The 5267-nt window shown below is 40.9% G+C and carries 5 protein-coding genes; 4 read left to right on the plus strand and 1 reads right to left on the minus strand.

Annotated features, from left to right (window positions below):
• Positions 1 to 40 precede the first annotated feature (40 nt).
• On the minus strand, positions 41 to 814 hold the full coding sequence (gene gloB / locus ACIR310F_RS0110375; protein ID WP_028083774.1) for a hydroxyacylglutathione hydrolase: 774 nt from the start codon (positions 812 to 814) through the stop codon (positions 41 to 43).
• Between the two features lie 188 nt (positions 815 to 1002).
• Here gloB and ACIR310F_RS0110380 point away from each other — a divergent pair, with 188 nt between their 5' ends.
• The 4 genes from ACIR310F_RS0110380 (at position 1003) to ACIR310F_RS0110395 (ending at position 5170) form a co-directional block, all read left to right on the plus strand.
• Entirely contained in the window at positions 1003 to 2331 is a 1329-nt protein-coding gene (locus tag ACIR310F_RS0110380) for an adenylosuccinate synthase (RefSeq protein ID WP_028083775.1), read from the plus strand.
• A 131-nt stretch (positions 2332 to 2462) separates the two neighbouring features.
• The gene (rplY, locus tag ACIR310F_RS0110385) at positions 2463 to 2762 is read left to right on the plus strand and encodes a 50S ribosomal protein L25 (RefSeq protein WP_028083776.1); all 300 of its coding nucleotides are present in this window, start codon (positions 2463 to 2465) and stop codon (positions 2760 to 2762) included.
• 101 nt (positions 2763 to 2863) lie between these two features.
• Positions 2864 to 4402 (plus strand): bifunctional aminoglycoside phosphotransferase/ATP-binding protein, encoded by a 1539-nt coding sequence (locus ACIR310F_RS0110390; protein ID WP_028083777.1) that lies wholly within the window; start codon positions 2864 to 2866, stop codon positions 4400 to 4402.
• A 258-nt stretch (positions 4403 to 4660) separates the two neighbouring features.
• Positions 4661 to 5170: a hypothetical protein gene (locus ACIR310F_RS0110395; RefSeq protein ID WP_028083778.1), complete on the plus strand. Its 510-nt coding sequence runs from the start codon at positions 4661 to 4663 to the stop codon at positions 5168 to 5170.
• The last annotated feature ends 97 nt before the right edge of the window (positions 5171 to 5267 follow it).

Genomic DNA, 5267 nt, shown 5'->3' on the forward strand with positions numbered 1-5267 from the left:
TCCTGCCCGCTATCATTATACAAATTAAATGCAGTACAGACTAAAAATTATCCTTCATGCCTCGAATCCGGGCAAAGGTTTGAACTCCTTCGTTACTTTTCGCTGTTGCTTGTAGAGATGGTTTATCCCAACGTAAAAAAGGATTTGTGAGTTTTTCTATTCCCAAAAGTGATGGTATGGTGGCTTCATTAGTCTCCCGTTGAATTTTCACATCTTGGTAGCGTTTTTGCAAATCCGCATTTTCTGGCTCTACAGTCACAGCAAACCGCAAATTATTTAAAGTGTATTCATGGGCGCACCAAACGCGAGTATCATCAGGTAAAGCCCGCAGTTTACTTAAAGAATCTACCATTTGCCCCGGTGTGCCTTCAAATAAACGACCACAACCACCTGCAAACAATGTATCACCACAAAACAATTCTCCCGCCTCTCTTGGGCTTTCTGGGGGAAAATAGTAAGCAATATGAGCGCGGGTATGGCCAGGAACAAAAAGTACATTTGCAGTACGATTGCCAAATTGGACACAATCGCCTGCCCGTAAAAATACCTGCTGTCCCGGAATCCGGCCTCTATCTTCCGCACCTCCGTAAACTGTCACTTCAGGAAATTTTTTCATCAATTGTGTATTTCCACCCACATGATCACCATGATGGTGAGTATTAAAAATCGCCACCAAATTAGTTTTTAATTTTGTCAATTCGTCTAATACGGGTTGCGCTTCGGCCGGATCAACAACAGCCGCGATATTCTGTTGTGGATCATGCAGTAAAAATATATAATTGTCTGAAAGTACCGGTAGACGGATGATTTGCATCAGCTTTTCTTCCTCGGTTGGTGAATTTATTTATAATGTGTCCTGTATTATTTTAACCCAACCTATTCGATAAATTGGTATAACTCCTTATTTTACCCCAAAGCAAAAGTTATTCAAATCCTTGACAAAAAATAAAAAATCTGTTAAAAATGGTAATTTGTGGAAACTTTACCCTTTAATATAATCTCTTGGCTAACGTCATTGTCATAGGTGCCCAGTGGGGCGATGAAGGAAAAGGTAAAATAACTGACTTACTCAGCCGCTCCGCAGATGTGGTGGTACGTTACCAAGGAGGAGTTAACGCTGGGCATACAATCGTAGTCCAAGGTCAGACCTTTAAGCTGCACTTAATTCCCTCTGGTATTTTATATCCAAAAACTGAATGTATTATTGGCTGTGGAACAGTCATAGATCCACAGGTTTTAATCAAAGAACTGGATCAACTAGAACAATTAAATATTTCCACAGCTAACTTGTTGATCTCACAAACGGCTCATGTCACCATGCCTTATCATCGGATGATTGACAAGGCTTCCGAGGAAGTACGGGGAAATCATAAAATCGGGACAACTGGTAGAGGTATTGGACCGACCTACGCTGATAAATCGGAACGGACAGGCATCAGGATGTTAGACTTGATGGATGCCGATGGACTGCGTGAGCAATTAGAGTGGACGATCAACTATAAAAATACCATTTTAGAAAAGCTGTATAATCTGCCACCCCTTGATCCCCAAGTGGTAATTGAGGAGTATTTAGGTTATGCTGAACGTTTGCGTCCTTTTGTCGTTGATACTTCGTTACAAATCTATGACGCGATTTTAAGACGACGAAATATTTTGTTTGAGGGCGCACAGGGGACTTTACTTGACTTGGATCACGGGACTTATCCCTATGTTACATCCTCTAACCCAGTGGCTGGCGGGGCTTGCGTTGGTAGTGGGTTAGGACCGACAATGATAGATCGGGTGATTGGTGTATCCAAAGCCTACACGACAAGGGTCGGGGAAGGTCCATTCCCTACGGAACTACATGGCAAAATTGGCGACTTATTAGGCGATCGCGGTGCGGAATTTGGCACAACTACGGGGCGCAAACGTCGTTGTGGTTGGTTTGATGCTGTCATTGGACGCTATGCAGTTCGCATTAACGGCATGGATTGTATTGCTATTACTAAACTTGATGTTCTCGATGAATTAGAGGAAATTAATGTTTGTGTAGCTTATGAAATTGATGGTGAACGTTGCGAACACTTCCCCACTAGCGCCCGGATGTTCGCCCGTTGTCGTCCTATTTATAAAACCTTGCCAGGATGGCAAATGTCAACAAGTCACTGTCGTACCCTCGAAGAGTTACCACCGCAAGCACTAGACTATCTAAGATTCTTAGCAGAATTGATGGATGTCCCCATTGCGATCGTTTCTTTGGGAGCAAGTCGTGATCAGACTATCATTGTAGAAGACCCTATTCACGGTCCAAAACGCGCTCTGTTACATCCAAATGGTACTCCGGTTTAGTCAGTGGTCAGTGGTCAGTGGTCATTAGTCAGTGGTCATTAGTGATATAACTGACAATTGACTACTAACAACTAACAACTAACAACTAACATCTAACATCTAACATCTAGCAACTAACAACTAAAAATAGTATGGCTATCACACTCGAATCTAAAACCCGTCCAGAAGGTAGCAAACCCAGAGCTTTGCGACGTTCTGGCTTAATTCCCGCTAATTTGTACGGTCACAACGGAACTGAATCAATTTCTTTAGTTCTTGATGCTAAAGTTGTGGAACGTTTACTCAAGCAAGCTGCTCCTAATCAAACAGAAGTGGAATTAAGCATTCCTGAATTAGAATGGACTGGTACAACTGTAATTCGTGAAGTTCAGATTCACCCAGCTAAAGGTACACCTTACCATTTAAGTTTTTTCGCTGGCACTAAAGGCTAGAATTTAGGTAATAATAACTAAGAAGACCAGGGTTAAACCTGGTTTTTTTGTGGAAAAGACTATCAAAATCCCTCTGACCACTGACTACTAACAAAGAACCAATGACAGAAACAAATCTTCCCGCTTTAATTGAACAAATGTTACAACCTGGATTTTATCCTCATGGTGTAACCGAACCAATTCAACTAATTCAAACCCATATTTCTTATGTCCTCTTAACTGGAGATTATGCTTATAAGCTGAAAAAACCAGCTAATTTCGGTTTTTTAGACTTTTCCACCTTAGAAAAAAGAAAACATTTTTGTGAGGAGGAGTTGCGCTTAAATCAACGCGGTGCTGGTGAATTATATTTAGAAGTGATCCCTTTAACTTGCGCTGGTGAAAAATACCATCTCGGAGGAACAGGGGAAGCTGTAGAATATACGATTAAGATGCGTCAATTTCCCCAAGAATCCCTATTTAGTGAACTTTTCGCTGCTGGGAACTTACAGGAAAGCAACTTAGAAGAATTAGGACGGGTTGTGGCTCAATACCATGCTCAAGCACACACTAATGACTACATTCGCAGTTTTGGGGAAGTCTCACAAGTGCGTTTGGCTATTGATGAAAATTATCAGCAAGCTGAAAAATATATTGGTGGACCTCAGACACAAGCGCAGTTTGAGGAAACAAAACAATATACGGATAATTTCTTTGTCCAAAATCCAGAATTATTTAAAAGCCGAATTGACAATCATTATATTTGCGAAGGTCACGGGGATTTACATCTGCGAAATATTGCTCTCTGGCATGATAAAATCATGTTGTTTGACTGTATAGAATTTAACGAGCCTTTTCGCTTCGTTGATGTTATGTATGATGTAGCTTTTACCGTTATGGATATTGAGGCCAGAGGACGTAAGGATTTAGGAAACGCTTTTTTAAATGCTTATGTGGAGCAAACTGGAGATTGGGAAGGTTTACAGGTGTTACCTTTATATTTAAGCCGTCAGGCTTATGTGCGGGCTAAGGTAAATTCATTTTTGTTAGATGATCCTAGTGTACCCGATGTTGTGAAGGAAGAAGCAGCAAAAACCGCATCTGCATATTATCATCAAGCTTGGGAATATACTAAACCGCAACAGGGAAAACTGATTTTGATGTCCGGGTTATCTGGTGCTGGAAAAAGTACCACAGCTAAGTATTTAGCCCGGAAACTCAATGCAGTTCATCTCCGTTCTGATGCTGTGCGTAAGCATTTGGCGGGAATTCCTTTGTTAGAAAGAGGCAGGGATGAAATTTATACACCAGAAATGACACAAAAAACCTATAGCCGATTGTTAGCACTGGGAATTATACTAGCTAATCAAGGTTGGTCTGTAATTTTAGATGCTAAATATGATCGTCAGGATTTGCGAGCAGCAGCTATTTCTCAAGCTACAGAGCATCAATTACCTTTATATATCATCAATTGTACCGCACCAGTAGAAGTTTTAACACAAAGGCTGCTGCATCGCACTGGTGATATTGCTGATGCTACTGCTGATTTATTGACATCCCAAATTAACCAATCTCAACCATTTACAGATCAAGAACAACCTTATATAACGGTTGTAGATACAACTCTACCATTAGACACACAATTATCAGGATTGATTTAATTTTTCTCTAGATTAAAAGGGCGGTTTTTAACCGCGTCTACACAAGCAAAACCCACCTACGTGGGTTTGGAATCTTTTATTTTTTCTCTAGCTCCTATTGCTCATTCCTATACTCTGGGAATGAATTATAAAGGCTCTGTCTTCAATACATTCAATAATAATAGAGGCAGAGCCTCTTGATAGCATTCCCAGTCAGAGACTGGGAACGAGATAACGAGATATAATTATTCTTTCTCCTGACTCCTAAATCTTAATTTTATGGCACCAAAAAATAATTTTCTCGGCGATATTTTCTCATCTTCACCTAACTTCCTGTCTCAATTACTATTCGGGTTGTTTTTATTCATTGTCTCCAGAATTGCCGGTGCTTCAGTACCTCTGTGTCTATTTATAGGTATCCTGGGTGGTGTCACCTTGGGGTGGATTACTTTTGCAAATGAGAATAACCCCCAGGCTACTACTGTAGCCTCTAATGATGGTATTGATGCTGGTTTGAAATATTGGTTAGTTTTTATGCTGGGTTGTCTTTTCTTAGGTTATTCAGCACCCATGAGTATTTTGTTCGGCGGTATTGCTGGTGTTGGTGGTGGCTGGATAATTGCTTGGTGGCGGAGTCAGGAGGCTTTACAAACTCAATTACCAGAAGATGTCTTACAAGAAGATACCGAACAGCCTAGTGATAGGGGTGCGAAAAGACGCATAAGAAAACCTAGTCGGCGTTTCCGTCGTGCTTCTACAACTTTCAATTTTCGATTTTGGGAAAAGTAATGAGTGGTGACTATACAGCGTTTTTCGATCTGATGAGGTACAAAGTTGAATCATGAAACTCTTGTGGTGCGGGCATCTTGCCCGCTAGATATGTACC

This window comes from Dolichospermum circinale AWQC310F (genome assembly GCF_000426925.1).
In the GTDB taxonomy this organism is placed as follows: domain Bacteria; phylum Cyanobacteriota; class Cyanobacteriia; order Cyanobacteriales; family Nostocaceae; genus Dolichospermum; species Dolichospermum circinale.